The organism is Flavobacterium sp. MDT1-60, from assembly GCF_014844035.1.
Classification (GTDB): Bacteria; Bacteroidota; Bacteroidia; order Flavobacteriales; family Flavobacteriaceae; genus Flavobacterium.
In genome coordinates this window covers 4,140,450-4,157,201 of record NZ_CP062159.1, presented here as the reverse complement: position 1 = coordinate 4,157,201, position 16,752 = coordinate 4,140,450, and the positions used below count along the sequence as shown (strand labels likewise).

Annotated in this window: 18 protein-coding genes; 14 read left to right on the top strand and 4 right to left on the bottom strand. The window is 33.3% G+C overall.

Translation table 11 applies throughout. From position 1 onward, the window contains the following. The first annotated feature begins 50 nt into the window (after positions 1–50). Together IHE43_RS17420 and IHE43_RS17415 are read left to right on the top strand one after the other, a co-directional pair. The gene (locus tag IHE43_RS17420) at positions 51–635 is read left to right on the top strand and encodes a VOC family protein (RefSeq protein WP_225585183.1); all 585 of its coding nucleotides are present in this window, start codon (positions 51–53) and stop codon (positions 633–635) included. Positions 636–860: 225 nt separating this feature from the next. Then, entirely contained in the window at positions 861–1,784 is a 924-nt protein-coding gene (locus tag IHE43_RS17415; RefSeq protein WP_225585182.1) for a hypothetical protein, read from the top strand. A gap of 441 nt (positions 1,785–2,225) precedes the next feature. On the opposite strand, the gene IHE43_RS17410 is transcribed toward IHE43_RS17415, so the two are convergent. Beyond that, positions 2,226–2,798 (bottom strand): Crp/Fnr family transcriptional regulator, encoded by a 573-nt coding sequence (locus IHE43_RS17410; protein WP_192185083.1) that lies wholly within the window; start codon positions 2,796–2,798, stop codon positions 2,226–2,228. Positions 2,799–2,929: 131 nt separating this feature from the next. Here IHE43_RS17410 and IHE43_RS17405 point away from each other — a divergent pair, with 131 nt between their 5' ends. Beyond that, positions 2,930–3,376 carry a cupin domain-containing protein gene (locus tag IHE43_RS17405; protein ID WP_192185082.1) on the top strand — a complete coding sequence of 149 codons (447 nt, stop codon included), beginning with the start codon at positions 2,930–2,932 and terminating at the stop codon, positions 3,374–3,376. A gap of 549 nt (positions 3,377–3,925) precedes the next feature. Here IHE43_RS17405 and IHE43_RS17400 read toward each other — a convergent pair. The 3 genes from IHE43_RS17400 to IHE43_RS17390 are packed head-to-tail and all read right to left on the bottom strand — an operon-like array spanning position 3,926 to position 5,981. Continuing rightward, positions 3,926–4,834 (bottom strand): AraC family transcriptional regulator, encoded by a 909-nt coding sequence (locus IHE43_RS17400; protein WP_192185081.1) that lies wholly within the window; start codon positions 4,832–4,834, stop codon positions 3,926–3,928. Positions 4,835–4,851: 17 nt separating this feature from the next. Then, positions 4,852–5,196: a hypothetical protein gene (locus IHE43_RS17395; RefSeq protein ID WP_192185080.1), complete on the bottom strand. Its 345-nt coding sequence runs from the start codon at positions 5,194–5,196 to the stop codon at positions 4,852–4,854. Between the two features lie 2 nt (positions 5,197–5,198). Further along, positions 5,199–5,981 (bottom strand): SDR family oxidoreductase, encoded by a 783-nt coding sequence (locus IHE43_RS17390; RefSeq protein WP_192185079.1) that lies wholly within the window; start codon positions 5,979–5,981, stop codon positions 5,199–5,201. A gap of 312 nt (positions 5,982–6,293) precedes the next feature. On the opposite strand from IHE43_RS17390, the gene IHE43_RS17385 reads away from it, so the two are divergent. From IHE43_RS17385 to corA, 11 genes are all read left to right on the top strand, one after another. After that, positions 6,294–7,160 (top strand): AraC family transcriptional regulator, encoded by an 867-nt coding sequence (locus IHE43_RS17385; protein WP_192185078.1) that lies wholly within the window; start codon positions 6,294–6,296, stop codon positions 7,158–7,160. Between the two features lie 132 nt (positions 7,161–7,292). Continuing rightward, positions 7,293–8,435 carry an aldo/keto reductase gene (locus tag IHE43_RS17380; protein ID WP_192185077.1) on the top strand — a complete coding sequence of 381 codons (1,143 nt, stop codon included), beginning with the start codon at positions 7,293–7,295 and terminating at the stop codon, positions 8,433–8,435. Between the two features lie 175 nt (positions 8,436–8,610). Next, a complete protein-coding gene (locus IHE43_RS17375) occupies positions 8,611–9,453 on the top strand; it encodes an SDR family NAD(P)-dependent oxidoreductase (protein WP_192185076.1) in 843 nt (280 codons plus the stop codon). 15 nt (positions 9,454–9,468) lie between these two features. Then, positions 9,469–10,350 carry an AraC family transcriptional regulator gene (locus IHE43_RS17370; RefSeq protein ID WP_192185075.1) on the top strand — a complete coding sequence of 294 codons (882 nt, stop codon included), beginning with the start codon at positions 9,469–9,471 and terminating at the stop codon, positions 10,348–10,350. Between the two features lie 187 nt (positions 10,351–10,537). Beyond that, entirely contained in the window at positions 10,538–11,551 is a 1,014-nt protein-coding gene (locus tag IHE43_RS17365) for a S9 family peptidase (RefSeq protein ID WP_225585181.1), read from the top strand. Between the two features lie 54 nt (positions 11,552–11,605). After that, on the top strand, positions 11,606–12,289 hold the full coding sequence (locus tag IHE43_RS17360) for an NAD(P)H-dependent oxidoreductase (RefSeq protein ID WP_192185074.1): 684 nt from the start codon (positions 11,606–11,608) through the stop codon (positions 12,287–12,289). Between the two features lie 36 nt (positions 12,290–12,325). Further along, complete coding sequence (locus IHE43_RS17355; RefSeq protein WP_192185073.1) at positions 12,326–12,931, top strand: NAD(P)H-dependent oxidoreductase; 606 nt, start codon at positions 12,326–12,328, stop codon at positions 12,929–12,931. 34 nt (positions 12,932–12,965) lie between these two features. Beyond that, positions 12,966–13,568, top strand: a complete 603-nt coding sequence (locus tag IHE43_RS17350) for an NAD(P)H-dependent oxidoreductase (RefSeq protein ID WP_192185072.1) — start codon at positions 12,966–12,968, stop codon at positions 13,566–13,568. Positions 13,569–13,585: 17 nt separating this feature from the next. After that, a complete protein-coding gene (locus tag IHE43_RS17345) occupies positions 13,586–14,026 on the top strand; it encodes a putative quinol monooxygenase (RefSeq protein WP_225585180.1) in 441 nt (146 codons plus the stop codon). An 878-nt stretch (positions 14,027–14,904) separates the two neighbouring features. Further along, a complete protein-coding gene (locus IHE43_RS17340; protein WP_192185071.1) occupies positions 14,905–15,456 on the top strand; it encodes a DUF6252 family protein in 552 nt (183 codons plus the stop codon). 212 nt (positions 15,457–15,668) lie between these two features. Continuing rightward, positions 15,669–16,739 carry a magnesium/cobalt transporter CorA gene (gene corA, locus IHE43_RS17335; protein ID WP_192185070.1) on the top strand — a complete coding sequence of 357 codons (1,071 nt, stop codon included), beginning with the start codon at positions 15,669–15,671 and terminating at the stop codon, positions 16,737–16,739. The last annotated feature ends 13 nt before the right edge of the window (positions 16,740–16,752 follow it).

Below are 16,752 nucleotides of genomic sequence, written 5' to 3'. Positions count from 1 at the left end.
ATTTTGGAGTATCAAATAACAAACAATTATTAATTTTAAAATTAGAAATCATGAAATCGAAGATTCACGAACACCCAAAAAACAATTTATTCTTAGTGAGTAAAAACTTTATCAAAAACACAGTAATAGCATTAAGTCTTTTAATTGCTTTAGTATCAAATGCACAACACAAACATGACACAGGATTTAAAATGCCTGCCTTAAACCCGAAAAGCCCTTTGGCTGAATTGAACGGGAACCACGTAGGTATCAGAGTACCTGATTACGACGCTGCCATTAAATGGTATACTGAAAAATTAGACTTCCGTATTATACACGAATGGCCTTACGCCGATGAAAAACTGGCTTATTTAGCACCAGCCAATAGCAATGATTTTTGGATTGAAATTCTAGCAGGAGGTAAATTAAGTGAACCAATCGTGTACAATGATTTAGGAAAAAGCCTAGAGAAAGCAGGGTTTCACCATATCTGTATGGATGTAACAAGTGTTGACAAAACTGTAGCAGAATTGAAAAAGCGAGGTGTAACCATTGTAGGAGATATCTTTTATTTACCTGCTATCAGCCGCAAACTTGCGTTCTTTCAGGATCCATGGGGAAATATGATTGAACTTTCAGAAATTGTTAAAAAATAAGTTGAGATTTGCTATAAAAGCCTTTAGTTTTCCAAAGGCTTTTATGATTTACCAAAGTAGTAGTTTGTAGTGAGTACTAACTAAAATTGTAAAGATGATTAATAAAATGAAACAGCCAATTCTAATCTAGTTTTCAAACTATTACGTTTCTTGTTTTTATGTTCTCATGAACAGAATTACTTAAAAGTATAGGCATTAGTAAAATTGCAATAAATAGAATAAAAAATGATAAATAAAAAATTTGCGTACACAGGACTTTGTTTTTTTTTAGTTACAATAATGCTTCAGGCGCAGCGTGCTGAAAGTTTGCAAACCATACTGCTGAGCGAGAGAACACAAACCGCTCCAGAAAATATTTTTAAGAAATTTAGAGATGCTGGAATGAAGCCAGTTAATCATGAACTGACAAAAACTGAAAAGGAGAAAATCAACAAGGCAATCTCTATATTGCCACCCTTGCATCAAAAAGTTTTAAAAGACCATTTGCACAGCATCAGTTTTATGGATAATATGCCAAATACAGCACTTACATCTTTGATTGTAAATCCAGGTCCTGCAAAAACCTTTAATATAACTTTTCGTGCTGAAATTTTAAACGAAACAATTTCAAAATGGGCTACCTGGAAAGAAAATACCTGTTATAGTAAAGCTGAAAACAATAATTATCAGGTTGTTATTGAGGCTGGTGAGATGGATGCCATTGTATATGTTTTACTTCATGAAGCAACTCATGTTGTAGACATGGTTTTAAATACTACCCCTCCAATGGATGACACAAAGCAGGTTTGGCCAGCTCAAACTCCTTTTACAGTTGGTATTTGGCATAAACCAACAGAACCTTTGGGAGATGCAACTAATTCATTGCTGGAAACTACACGTTTTAGAAGTGGTGAGGTTTTGCCAATTTCATCTGCACCAGATGTTTACAAAGCACTTCAGGAAACACCATTCTGTTCTTTGTATAGTATGGCTTCATGGTCTGAAGACCTCGCCGAAATGCTGACTATTTATCATTTAACACAGAAAATGAACCAGCCTTTCAAAATAGTAATTAAACAAGATGGAATGGACATTTTTACCTATGAACCTTTTACTAACCCAAAAGTTGTAAAAAGACAAAACAACTTAGCGGTGTTTTATGAGTCTTAGACATTGTAGAAAAAAAGCTTTGGAGAAATCTGAAGCTTTAATAATTTAGAAGTGAACCATTTTAAAATGAAATTAAGCTTTTATTTATTTTAGAAGTTCTCAAAAAAGTATCGAAGCTTCCATTATACAAAATGTATTATTAGTGGATGGAAACAAAAAGAGGTCGCGCAACAGGGAAATAAGGAAGATTATCGAAGCAGTTGCCTTGACCGCTTATGCTTCGAGTTATCGTTCAAACTCCATAAAGGATCTTTAATTTATAAATCTATCATTTTTTTAGAATATTTTAGTCACTTAACCTTGCTTCCTCCTTTGTTAGTATATCATAAAATGAAATGTATTACGTTAATTAGAAGTTAAAGAAATGTATTCTATCCTTATTTTAAGTTCCTGAGAGTTTATTATAATATGAATATTTATCTACTTATTACTGCTGTTGGTTCAACGAATTGACCGTCTGATACGACTCAAAGATTGGGCAGTAATCCCTAGATAAGATGCAATATCAATAAGGGGAACATGGAGTACCAAACCAGGCTGCAGCGTTAGCAGCTTCGAGTACCTTTCGCTTGATTTTACACCCAGATAGCTGTTCTTGATATTGATCATTTCAACCATAGTTAAATGTGCTATCTTGTCTAGAAGCGATCTAAAAAAAGGAAGCTTTTCAAATAAAATAAATAAATTCTTTCGGTTAATCTCCATAACAATAACGTCGCTTGCAGCTTCTAAGCCCTGCTCGGCAGGAATATTATCATACAAGCTATATAGAAAACTCATGAATTGATTTTCCTCCATAAAGAAATAAGAGTGATCGCGATCCTGGTCGCTGGGAACGGTAATTTTTAATATACCCTGAACAATAAAAAATAAATTTTGAGTGACTTTCCCATGGTGGCACAGTACTTCTCCTGCCTTGTAGTGCACAGCATGGAAACTTTCCTGTAAAATTTGCTTTTCTTCTGCGCTCAATATTTTAAATTGCTGAAGATACTCGACATGTGAGGCAGACATAAGGATGATTTTGCAGTAATTGTAGGCTTTATTTTGAAAAATTTTATTTTTTTTATCAGCTTTTCTTACCAATTGTTAAGTTTAACCGTAATACTCTTTCGGTTATTTGTATAAATAAAAACAGATAAAATATGAACAATCATTTTTGGTTATTTGGCACGAAGGTACACATTCTTTCTGATGTAGAAATTAATAATTCTGATTTTGATCTGGTGGAAGGCATGTTTCCACCAGGAGCACAATCGCCACTTCATGTACATACAAAGTATTCAGAAACACTATATGTTTTAGATGGAGAAGCCATTGTTTACACTCCCAAACTTGTCCAGAATGTGAAAGTAGGAGAGAGTTTTCACATTCCGGCGAATATACCACATTGTATAGTTAATGGTTCAAATGAAAAAAATTTCAGAGCCCTTGCAGTAGCACACCCAGGAGGATTCGCAAAATTAATAAGAGCGATTGGAATAGTTGAAGATGAAAATATAGCTTTACAACAGCATGATATGGAGCTGGCTGGTCAAATTATGGAAGAGGTTGGCGATATAATTTTGGGACCTCCAGGAATACGTCCTTAAATTTGTAGTTACCGGCATAAATAAAATTTTGCCGGTTTTTAAGGGATATACCTATTTTTAAAGCTTACGCGTTTTTTATCATTGTTCAACTATAAAAGCAGCAATATTTGCAGCCAGTAAATAGTTAATAAGATGCAAAGTAGGTAAAGTAAAATTGTTCAATGAAGAAAAGGTTTTAGATTTATAACGCCAAAGGCTGGAGGAAGCGAAATTTTTATTCACATAATGGGCCTTACTGAAAAAGTTTAGGAGAATGACAAGTTCGTTAAGAAATGGCAGAAGGTAAAAACCTATTTTAGTAAATGTAGAGGTACTTAAATTTTTCAAATAAGATATAAAATGCACCTGTCATTTGGCAGTTACATTTTTTTTGCTTAGCAGGTTTTAATACAGATTCGAACTTAAATCCCTTATGCCTTTATTTTATTGGAATTCCTTTTTTGTTAATACCCATGTGCCACGATTCTTCCACAAAACTTAGACTGGTGAAATTTTTAATAACCGCCTTAAGTTTTTGTGGCAAAAAAGGTGCCAGCTCCATTTTATTGGTTAGTTAAAACCTGCTCTAAATTCTAACGGACTTTGTTTAGTTTTGGTCTTGAATAATTTGCTGAAACTTTGCGAATGTTCAAAACCTAATTCGTAAGCAATTTCACTTACTGATAATTCGGTAGTCGAAAGTTTTTCTTTTGCTTTATCAATTAATTTTTCGTGTATGTGTTGTTGTGTAGTTTGACCCGTTAATTGTTTTAATAAAGTGCCTAGATATTTGCTCGAAATATTCAGATTATCTGCTACATTATGAACTGTTGGTAAGCCTTTTGAAAGTAAGTCTTCGTTATTGAAATAATCTTTCAATATATCTTCCAATCGTTCTAAAAGTTTGTGGCTGGTAATTTTTCGGGTGATAAATTGGCGTTCGTAAAAACGTTGTGCATAGGTAAACATCAGTTCGAGTTGTGCAATAATTACATCTTGACTGAATTTATCAATATTGGCATTATATTCTTGTCGGATATTTTCAATAATGGCGTTCATCATTGTTTCTTCTTTGTCAGAAACAAACAAGGCTTCATTAGCTGAATAATCAAAATAATCGTATTGTTTAATTTTTTTAGCCAAAGATGTATTCCACAAAAAATCGGGGTGTACAAACATCATCCAACCTTGCAAATTTGGTGGCAATTCATCTTCTTCGCTACACAAAATTTGCCCAGGCGACATAAATGCCATTGAACCCTCATCAAAATCGTATTTTTGTTGTCCGTACAGTAAATTATTGCAACCTTTTTTGAGAGAAACAACATAAAAGTCAAAAATTACCGCATTTACTTCGGGCCGATTTTTGATTTGGGAAACATCCACGATACTGATAAGTGGATGATTTGGTTTTTCAAGCCCTGCCAGTCGATGTGCATCTGTTATGGATTTTATTCTATATGGTACTGAGTTTGCCATTGTACAAATTTATATTTTTAAAATTTAAATGGATACTTCAACCATATCAAAATCAACGGCAAAGTTAAAAATGGGATTTCCATTAATGCCATTTTATAATCGCCGGCTCTTAAAGATAATGCCATTATCAAAACAATCATAACTGCATTAAGCACATTGCCTAAAAAAAATGTTTGTGGAAAAAACAATATTAAACCAATAATGATAGACAATGCACCAAAGTAAGGCATTACGGTGTTGGAGATGCCTAAATTTGCCATTATTTTTGCCTGTTCTGCATTGGCTGGTTGAAAAGCATCCCAACCATGTTTGATGCTTAAAAATGCAGATGCTATTAATAAAAGGATACTTACTATTTTCATTTTTATTTGATAGTTTTTAGTTCTTGTATTTCTTTAAACCCTCTATGTGCAAAATTAAGTAATATATTGGGCATTAGCCTGCTTACGGTTTTTATCACTCGAATTAAGAATGGTTTAAGTTCTTTCTTGTCTTTCAAAATCCCATCAATGGCAACTTTTACCATTTTGTCGGCAGTCATCATCCTTTTTTCATTGGGTTTTTTTACCCATTCATTTTGCAAATTGGTTTTCACTCCGGGGGGTATCATTTCAAACACCTTTATATTAGTATTTTCTAATTGCAAACGCAATGCTTGTGTATAGGCTCTAACGCCAGCTTTTGTAGCACTGTAAATTGGTGCAGCAGAGTAACACATAAATGCAATACCAGATGAAACATTTACAATGGCAGCCGATTTTTTACTTGTCAAATGTGGTAAAAATTGATGCACCATTTGAATAGTCCCAGAAAGATTGGTGGCAATTTCATGGTTGATATTTTCTAAATCCAAAGAAGTGTCCTGCAAATCAATCAGTCGCATTAATCCTGCATTGTTGATGATGATATTCAAGTCTGGAAACTTTTGTATCACCTCTTTGAATAACATTTCAATGTCTTTCGGATTGCTCACATCACTTTGAAAAGTGTGTACGTTTGGAAACGCCTTTTTTGTTTCGTTCAATGCGCCAAGCTTTCGTCCTGTAACAATAATATTTGCTCCTAGTTCAGTCAGTTGTTTTACAAACTCTAAACCAATTCCGCTTGTTCCTCCTGTAATGAGGATCGTGCTATCTTTTAAATTCATTTTTTTGATAATTTAATGTTAATTAATACTGCAAAGGTCAGCAGCAATCAGAAATTGAATGTAGTCAAAAGTCGTAACGTTGTAGTCAAAAGTAGGTTTCTTTTGGGATGAGAGTTTCGGTAGCTTTGCATACTTTCAGTTGATTACATCATTTTTAATTACTAAAAGTTATATCTATACATAAATAATAAGTTTTAAAAATCATAAATTTGAATTCTAATACTATTCCTTTAAAATTTAGAACTTAGAATAAAAATGTTTTTATTTTAAGATTTTCAATTACTTTTTGTCTAAAATTTCAATTTTACATATATGAAAACATTTACGGATTTTAAATCATATAATCAGTTTATGGGTATGGAAATGCCTTTAGATAATGATATTGACGTAGGTTATTATGATCCTCCAAAAATAATTTTAAGTTCTCAGCCTGTTCTTGTTGATTTTTACAGAATTTCTATCAAAATAAAATATAAAAGAAAATCTACTCCGGATGTTGCGCCTGTTTCTGCGGTATTTTTTAATACACGAGATTTAATTATCGAACCAGGTTGGGATGCCGAACCTACTTATACTGGGATGTATCTTCAACTATCAAAAAAGATCATCGAAGAAAACAGGTTTTTATTCAAAACTTACTTAGATTACGGACAGCACGAAGCTTTATATTTAACCGATGATGAGGTCGAAGAAGTGTCTGCAGTTTTTAAATTAATGATTAAATATTATGAAAGTGAGATAAAACATTTTGGAGTTTTACTTTCTTATGTGAATGTGCTTGTATCTTTGGTAGAAGCTTTTTATAAAAGGCAGTTTTCTACTGATCCCAAACAGTACAATCGTGTTGTCACAGATTTTCAGCAAAGTCTAATCGACTATTATAATCAGCCAGTAAAGCAACTTCCAAATGTCCAGTATTTTGCAGATCAATTGGGATTGACGGCGAATTACTTGGGCGATATCATGAAGCACTTTACTCAAAAATCGGCTTTGGAGAATATCCACGATTTTATTATTAAAAGAGCAAAAGAATTATTGGTTCAAAATCAAAAATTAAATACGGCTGAAGTTGCTTACGAATTAGGTTTTGAATATCCCAATTATTTTTCAAAATTCTTCAAAAAGCAGGTCAATCTCACACCAAGAGAATTCCGATTGCAAGCCATCGGCAGAAATTAAATAAAATCAAAACACCTCCCCAATAGGTGTTTTTTCATTTTCAGTAATTTGTATCTTTTTTATAGGTAATCTGTTTCTGTCGATTGTTTTTTACAATGGTAAATTTGCTAAGCAATTTTAAAACATCTTAAAATGAAACACGATAATACCAGTAACAAGGACGAAAATTCGAGACGAAAATTCTTTCAGCAAACAGCAATTGCCGGAGCAGGCTTAATGCTTACACCAAGTTTGATCACTGCTTCATCCGGCAATATTGAAATTAGTGAACAAAACAAGGATAGAGAAAATAAAATGACTACAAGAAATCTTGGAAAGTTAAAAGTTTCTGCATTGGGAGCAGGCTGTATGAGTATAAGTGCCAATTATGGTGCGCCGGCAAAAATTGAAGAGGGTATTAAAACCATTCGCAAAGCGTATGAAAGCGGCGTTACATTTTTTGATACTGCTGAAGTTTACGGACCTTATACAAACGAGAAATTAGTAGGAGAAGCATTGGCTCCATTTAGAGATAAAATATCTATTGCTACTAAATTTGGTTTTGAAATTGGTGCTCCAAATATCACATTAAACAGCAGACCCGAACATATTAAGAAAGTGGTTGAAGAATCATTAACCAGACTCAAAACAGATAGAATCGACCTTTTATATCAACACCGTGTTGACCCTAATGTACCAATTGAAGATGTTGCAGGTGCGGTAAAAGACTTGATTGCAGCAGGTAAAGTATTGCATTTCGGTTTGTCGGAAGCAAATACTGCAACCATTCGTAAAGCACATTCTGTACAACCTGTTTCAGCTATCCAGACAGAATATTCATTTATGGAACGAAGCGTGGAGAAAAATGGCGTTTTAGATTTATGTGAAGAATTAGGAATTGGTTTTGTGCCGTGGGGACCACTTGGAATGGGGTATCTGACGGGAAAACTTAATGCACAGACTCCTTTTGATAGTAAATTAGATTTACGTTCTGCATTTGACCGCTTCACTCCTGAAGGTTTGGCAGCCAATATGCCAATTGTGAATCTTCTCAACCGATTTGCATCCAACAAAAATGCAACAGCTTCTCAGATTGCACTTGCCTGGCTTTTGGCGAAAAAACCTTTCATCGTTTCTATTACCGGAACTAGAAATATTCCTCATCTTAAAGAAAATTTAGGTGCTTATGATGTTCAGTTATCTGCTGCGGAATTTCAGGAATTGGAAACCGAGTTTGCTAAATTAAAAGTATATGGAGGAAGAATGAATGAAATGCAAATGACTTTTTGCCAATAATACCGTAATTCATTTGGTATAACTAAAGATTAAATTATGTTACAAAAACGCTCTCTTTCCGGGAGCGTTTTTTTGTACCAGTAAAATGTTTCTTTTTTACTAGTAATCCGTTTCCATCAAAATTATTGCCTCTCTATACCTTTGTGTTGTAATTATAACATTAAAACATTAAAAAATGACAAATAATAAAGTTTGGTTAATAACCGGGGCAAGCAGTGGAATAGGATTGGAAATTACTAAAGCAGCACTTGCTGCAGGCAACAAAGTAATCGCCACTGGTAGAAATGCAGACAAGGTAGTAAAGGCACTTGGAGAGTCTACCGATAACTTATTGGTGGTACAAATGGATGTTACTAATGCTGAAGAAATAAATACAGCCTTAGATGCCGCCATAGAAAAATTTGGAACTGTAGATGTGTTAGTTAACAACGCAGGCAGCTTTTATGCAGGCTATTTTGAAGAATTAAGCCAGGCTCAGATGGAGCGTCAATTTGCTGTTAATGTATTTGGACCTATGAATGTGACAAGAGCCGTTCTGCCAATTATGAGAAGCAATAAATCAGGACACATTATTACCGTTTCATCAACAGCGGGATTAGTGGGTTATGAGCTTTGTACGGCTTATGCAGGATCTAAATTTGCATTAGAAGGCTGGATGGAATCGCTACAGTTGGAAGTTTCACAATTTGGGATCAATACTACTATCGTAAATCCGGGATTTTTCAGAACCAATTTATTAGAACCATCTTCAACCATTTGGAATGAATTGCATATTGAAGATTATGCAGAACGTATTGCAATGCTTCGTCCGGGTTGGCAAGCAATGAGTGGAACTCAGGGTGGAGATCCTGCAAAATTAGCAGCGGGTTTACTTACAGTAGCAAGCGAGGCAACACCTCCAAAACGTTGGTTTGCTGGCGCAGATGCGATTGCAGAAACAGAAAGAAAAATCCAAGAATTACAAGACCAAGCCGATGCCTACCGAGAATTATCTTCTTCATTGGCAATTGATAAATAATATCTAATTTTTTCAATGAAATTATTCAAAGACATAGAATCGTTTAACGAATACATTGGTTTACCAAAACCATTGGATAATAATATTGATATAGGATATTATGATGTTCCGGCAATACGCCTGAAATCAGAACCTGTGGCGATTGATTTTTATCGAATTTCGATCAAGAGTAATTTCATTGATAAATCTGTTCCCGGCTATGATCCACAAAACACTAAGCCTATTAATGCCGCTTTCTTTAACAGCCCGGAAATCGGAGGTGGATGGGATATGGAGCCTAATTTTAATGGGATTTATTTACAGTTTTCTAAAAAAATGATCGAAGAAAACCGTTTTCTTTTTAAGAACTATTACAATTACGGACTTCACGAACCATTATTATTAATTGAGGATGAAGAAAAGGAAATAAGAATGATTTTTAGTTTGATGTTGAAATATTATGAACAGAAAAAAGACAATTTCACCGTACTGATTTCTTATGTTCACGTAATGGTTTCTTTGGTAGAATCATTTTACAAAAGACAGTTTTCTACAAATATTAAACAATACAGTCCAATCATATCAGAATTTCAGCAACTGCTGATGGGGTATTACAATCATCCGGTCAATCAGATTCCTGCAGTTCAGTATTTTGGCGATAAGATGGGATTAACTCCAAATTACTTGGGTGATATTATAAAACAAATCACCAAGAAAACAGCCATAGAAAACATTCACGAGTTTGTAATTGCAAAAGCAAAAGAAATGCTTGAAAACAGAAACGATCTTAATACCACCGAGATTGCTTATACTCTGGGATTTGAGTATCCAAATTACTTCTCAAAATTTTTTAAAAAACAAGCAGGATTGACTCCGAAAGAATACCGTTTACAATACAATAAGATGCTTCAAAATTAATGCAAATACTTCGCCTTCGGGAATAGACTGAGAGTTTGTAAGACATAGTAAATTTAGAGAATTATTAGTTAATCAATAAAAAGGATAACGGTAAAATGTTTCTTTTATAGTGGTAATGTGTCTCCATCCGTTTCAGCACTGAGGTCTAATTTTGCAGTATCAAATTAATCATCAATTTAATATAAATATGTATAGAATTATTAAGGCATCTATCGTTGCATTTTTTGCTCTTACTGCTGTTCCTGCAATGGCACAAAATAAGACAGAACATAGTTTACAAAAAGAGATAAAGAATACAGAAGAAGCAAAAAATGATGAATTTATCAACGGAATTGCTGAGCTAATGGCACACTCTACCCGCACACCAATTTTGCGCACACCAAACGAATATGGGATGATTTATGAAGATATATTTTTTCCTGCAATAGATGGCGTAACATTAGAAGGCTGGTTTATTCCTGCGAAGAATTCAAATAAGCTAATCATTTGTAATCATCCAATGCCTGCAAACCGTTATGGTTATCCCGGACATTTGGAACCCTGGAAAAATTTTGGAGGTTTTGAAGTCAATTTTTTACCAGAATACAAAATTTTGCACGATGCAGGTTACAATATAATTGCTTATGATATGCGCAATCACGGACGTAGTGGTGCTGGTAACGGCGGCATTGTAGGACATGGAATTGTGGAATATCGTGACGTAATTGGTTCATTGCGTTATGCCAGATCCAGACCAGACACAAAAGATATGAAAATAGCATTGTACAGCCGTTGTCTGGGTGCCAATTCTACATTTGTTGCTATGGAAAAATATCCAGAAGAATTTAAAAACATTACTTCAATGATTGCATTGCAGCCTTCGCCTCCGCGTGCCTTTGTAAAGACGGCGATGGATAATGCAAAAATACCTAACGGTTATGAATTGTTCGATGCGGCCCTGCAAAGAAAAACCGGTTACGTATTGGATGATTTCAGACCAGTAGAAAATTCTCAGGCTGATCATATACCTACACTTGTGGCTCAGGTGAAAGCAGATTTTTTAATGCCTTTTCACTATGTGGAAGAAATCTACAATAACATTTCTGCAAAAGATAAAAAGCTCTTTTGGATTGAAGGAACAGACCAGCGTTTTCAGGGATATAATTATTTTGGGCAAAATCCAAGAGTAATGTTAGAGTGGTTTGATACGCATTTTAAATAGTGTAGCGCTTAAAAGTAGATCAGGAAATTAGATGTAATTTTAAATAACAATAGAATGAAAACAAGAATATTTTTTGCAATGCTGATAACAGTATTAACATTCGGAACTAAAATTAATGCACAAACAAAATCAGCAGATAAGCAGAAGACTGTTTTACTGATTAATGCACATTTAACTTATCTGGGATTATCAGAAGGTAAACTTAACAAGGCTTTTTATGATAAAGCCAAAGAATTTTTCCTGTCACAAAATTTTAAAGTTTTAGAAACGAAAATTGAGGCTGGTTATAACGTGGAAGAAGAAGTGGAAAAACATATGCAAGCCGACATTATCGTATTGCAAACACCCGTGAATTGGGAAAATACGCCTTGGATATACAAAAAGTATGTGGATGAGGTTTTTACAAATGCGATGTTTAGTAAAAAATTTCTCTCTGGCGACGGCCGCTCAGAAACAGACCCCACTAAAGAATACGGAACCGGAGGAAAAATGCAGGGTAAAAAGTTTTTGCTTTCTGCTACCTGGAATGCTCCTGAAGAAAGTTTCAACAATCCAAAACAACCGCTTTGGAAAGGCAAAAGCGCCGATGATGCTTTGTCTAATATAGGTGCAAATTATGCATTTGTTGGATATAAGGTACTTCCGGGACATTATTGCTACGATGTTTTTCATAACAAGCATATCAAAGAAGATTTGGAAAATTATCCCAAATATTTGAAAAAAGTATTTGGCCTTTAAACTATTAATCAATCAAAATATTTAAATAAAATTAAAATGAGTACGACAAAAAAAGTTCTATTAATCAATACACATTTAACGTATCCTAACTGGAGCGAAGGCAAACTGAATGATTCATTCCACCAAAAGGCTAAAGAATTCTTCGAAGTTAACAATTTTGAAATTTTAGAAACAAAAGTAGAAGATGGTTATGATGCAAACGAGGAAGTTGAAAAACATCTGGAAGCAGATATTATCATTTTACAAACGCCCATCAATTGGTTTGGAGCGCCTTGGATCTATAAAAAATATGCGGATGAAGTTTTCAATAGCGGATTAATGAGCAAAAAATTTCTTAGCGATGACGGGCGAACAAGAGAAGATCCAACTCGTCAATACGGAACTGGCGGACACTTACAAGGCAAGAAGTTCATGGTTTCTGCAACATGGAATGCGCCTAAAGCAAGTTTTGATGATGTGAATCAGGTTTTGTTTCAAGGTAGAAGTACGGCCGATGTTTTAATTCAAATTACAAGCAATTATCGTTTCTGTGGTGTAGATGTAGTAGCAGATTACAACTGTTTTGATATTTTTAAAGACGGAGATATTGTTGGAGATTTAGAAAATTACCCAGCCCATTTGAAAACAGTATTTGGCTTATAAAATTTGGACAACAAAAGATTAAAATAGAATTTAGATGGAAAACCCAAAAAAAGTACTACTCATTAATGCGCATTTAACTTACCCGAATTTTAGTGAAGGAATATTAAATGCGTCATTTTATCAGAAAGCGAAAGAATTCTTCGAAGCAAATAATTTCGGAATTTTGGAAACAAAAGTAGAAGATGGTTACGATACTGAGCAAGAAGTGGAAAAACATTTGCAGGCAGATATTATTATTTTGCAAACACCCATCAATTGGTTTGGGGCACCCTGGATTTACAAAAAATATGTTGATGATGTATTCAGCAGTGCAGGAATTAGTAAAAAATTTCTTGAAAATGATGGAAGAACAAAAGAAGATCCATCCCGACAATATGGAACTGGAGGATATTTGCAAGGTAAAAAATTTATGGTTTCTGCCACTTGGAATGCACCTAAAGCAAGTTTTGATGACCCAAAACAAGTTTTGTTTCAAGGAAGAAGTACAGCAGACTTCTTTATACCAATTACGAGTAATTACCGTTTTTGCGGTGTAGATATAATTCCAGATTATAACTGCTACGATATATATAAGGACGGGGATATTAGTAAAGATTTAGAAAATTATCCTATCCACCTTAAAGAATTCTTAGTGTAATATTAAAATCATTATAAATGAAAAAGTTAATCAATAATCTTCAGAGCAGTTTTCCAAATAGTTTATTCTTGTATTTAATATTTGCAACAATGTTTTTAACTTTCAGCAATATGTCAGCTCAAAAAAAAGATATGATGGTTCGTCTTTCAGAAATTGAAATTTACCCTGAATATTTATCCGAATATAAAGCCATTTTAAAAGAGGAGTCTTCGGCTTCAGTAAAATTAGAATCTGGTGTACTGGCAATATTTCCCATGTATCAAAAAAATGATTCAACTCAAGTAAGAATATTAGAGATCTATAATGATAACAATGCTTATCAATCGCATTTAAAAACACCTCATTTTCAAAAATATAAAACAACGACAAGTAAAATGGTAAAATCATTAAAGTTGGTAGACATGAATACAATAGATCCAGAATCAATGAAAATGTTGTTTAGAAAAATGATTGAATAAATAATTTATTATATGCGATTTAAATTATAGGCTCTCCTTGATGAAGATGAGGAGATACATTTTTCAAATTTAAAATCTAAGTTCTGATTCTTTACATTTTTTTTCAAGTTCAAAAAAATTTTGGTTTCTGGATTCACTCTTAACTTACTCGTAGACTTGTTTTAACTATGGTTCAAACTGTCTTTTGCCTACAATAAATAGTTTAGAAACCTCAAAATCATTTGTTTTTGAGGTTTTTTGTTTATCGAGAGTTTGTAATTATTGATCAGTTGCACATTCGAACCTAAACCTGTCAGTACTTGATTGGCAAGATATTTAATTTTTACAAAATAGTTTGTGCCACGATTCTGCCACAACTTCGACTAGTCAAATAGCTGTAAAACCGCCTTAGTTTTTTGTGGCAATAAAGGTATCCATTCCATTCCAAATGTGCCACGAATCTGTCATTAAAATTTGAGCAGTTTTAAAGATGATCAAATTAAATTTCTGATTAATAAGTTTGTTGAACAAGTGGAATTCAAATAGAATTTTATGTGCTGATTTTTAGTGAATTATATCTTTTGAATAGATAGAAATAAATTAGATTTTTTTGTGCCTTATTTGTACCATTTATTTTTTAATCAACTGATTTAAAGTAACTTGTATTTTAGAAGAAGTAAAATAATTATTTCGTAGGGACGCGATTAATCGCGTCTCTACATATAATAAATCAAAAACCGGGTCAGAAATGACTCGGTTTTTTTATGCAAAATAATTATGTAGGTTTTTATAAAAATGGTAGTCAGAATTATTTTTTAAGAATGAGGTTTCCCGTACTTTTTTTACAAGTTTTAGTATTTAATTTGAAAAAAAATAAACCAAAACTTAACCTAAAAACTATGAAAAAAATTCTTGGAGGATTATTGTTATTATCTATTTTGTTTACAAGCTGCAGTAGTGATGAAAACGACGATAATAGCTCAGTTTCAGCTACTGTAAACGGAGCAGAATGGAAGCCAACTAAAATTAATAGTGTTACCTTAATTAAAATTGCAGGAAGTGGACAAAGATTTGATATAAATATTCAGGATGGCTCACAAATGCTTATGCTGGCTTGTGAAAGTGAGTTTACAACTAATGATGCAATGCCGTTAAAAGAATATAATTTTTATGAAGATGTAGAAGACACTGAGGGAAATGAATGGATTCCTAACGATGCCTTATTTGTAAATGCTTATTTAATAGATGGAAATACTTATACGGAGCATATACCAGTAGTTGGAAAAATGACTATTACAGCAATGGACCCGAAGAAAAAAACAGTGTCTGGAACTTTTAGCTTTAAGGCGGAAAAAGACGATGCTCTTCAAACTAAAATCATAACCCCTAAAGTTTTTGAAGTAAAAAATGGAGTTTTCACAAATTTATCTTATACTGTATTGTCTGAATAAAACTTTGTAGCACATATAAATAGGAAACCGGACTAGAAATAGTTCGGTTTTTTTATGGATTAAATTCAAAGCTTTAAAATTATTCAATTTAAGTATCAGAAATAAAATGCTTAAACTATTTTTTTCGTTGCTTAATATCTTCCCGTTAAAATGACATTTGTCATTTCCCGTTCAAAATCTTTTTTGTAATATTACTATATAAATCATTTTGAATGAGAAAGATAAAATACAAAAAAGGACGTAAACTGCAACATACTAGTTTAGAGTATACTGGGATTCATAAAGATCATGAATCAGAAATGCAACTTTTTGTATATGACGATGCTGACGTTATTGAATATGAAAAATTTACTGTTTTTGCCTTAAATACCTGTATTAATTACACTAAAAATAATTGGCTGAATATACACGGCTTAAATAATCTCGACTTAATTAAGACAATTGGGACACATTTTAAGCTGGATGATTTTTTATTGGCCGATATTTTAAACACTACCAAAAGAACCAAATTAGAAGAACAGCAGGATGTTTTATTTTTTAACATAAAATCGCTTTTGCCTTCTGAGTATTCTGATGGCCTTAAAGTAGAGCAGTTGAGCTTCATTTTAAAAGACGGAATTCTGATTTCATTTCAGGAGAAAAGAAGTGATTTTTTTACTCATATACGCGAGCGTCTGCGCATGCACGCTGGAATTGTAAGAACTAAAAAAGTGGACTATTTGCTCTATTTATTATTGGATGCGGTAATGGAAAATTTTTACATTACAATTGAAGATGAAGAAGAGAATATTGAGGAACTGATTGATTTAACTAAAAAAGGAGCCGATCCGGTTATTTTGGAAAAGATCGAAAATCATCGTGATAATTTTAATTTTTTAAAACGGTCTATTATACCACTTCGCGATTCATTGTATTATCTGAAAACAATTAAGGATGATGATACAAATAGTTTGATTCAAAAAGAAACTTTTAATTTTTTCATCAGACTGCATCAAAAAAGTTTAGAGCTTTTGGAGCAAATTGATTCGGATATGAGTTCATTAGAAAGTGCTTCAAACTTTTATTTTTCGGAACAAAGCAGGAAGATGAATGAAATAATGAAAACACTTACGATCATTTCGGCCATTTTTATTCCGCTCACTTTTATTGTGGGAGTATATGGAATGAATTTCGAATATATGCCAGAGCTTCAGGAAAGAAACGGCTATTTTATGGTCATGGGAGGTATGTTTTTATTGGTAATAGCCCTGATTATTTATTTCAAAAAAAGGCGTTGGTTTTAATGCTTTCCTGATT